The 207-nt window shown below is 68.6% G+C and carries 1 pseudogene; it reads right to left on the bottom strand.

Annotation, left to right across the window (positions count from 1 at the left end):
* Positions 1–207, bottom strand: a pseudogene (locus tag BN358_RS27285) (hypothetical protein); the annotation flags it as partial.

Here is a 207-nt window from a genome sequence, read left to right as displayed (position 1 = left end):
TCGTTCAGCGAGCCCCAAGCACAGGGCGGACGGACGGGATCAGCGGGCGTCCAGGGGCCCTTCCCACGCAGGTCGACCAGCTTGCAGGGCGTCATGTCGGAGACCCGGTTGAACACCAGCGACCAGCCACGCTCGTTCAGCAGGCCGTCGTGGATCGGGAAGCCGAGCGGTGCGGCCACCTCGCGGGCGAAGTCGACGGTCTCCTTA

Origin of the sequence: Sedimentibacter sp. B4 (assembly GCF_000309315.1) — a bacterium.
In the GTDB taxonomy this organism is placed as follows: Bacteria; Bacillota; Clostridia; order Tissierellales; family Sedimentibacteraceae; genus Sedimentibacter; species Sedimentibacter saalensis.
Note: the sequence above shows the minus strand (reverse complement) of the source record. Positions and strands in the feature narration are given on the sequence as shown.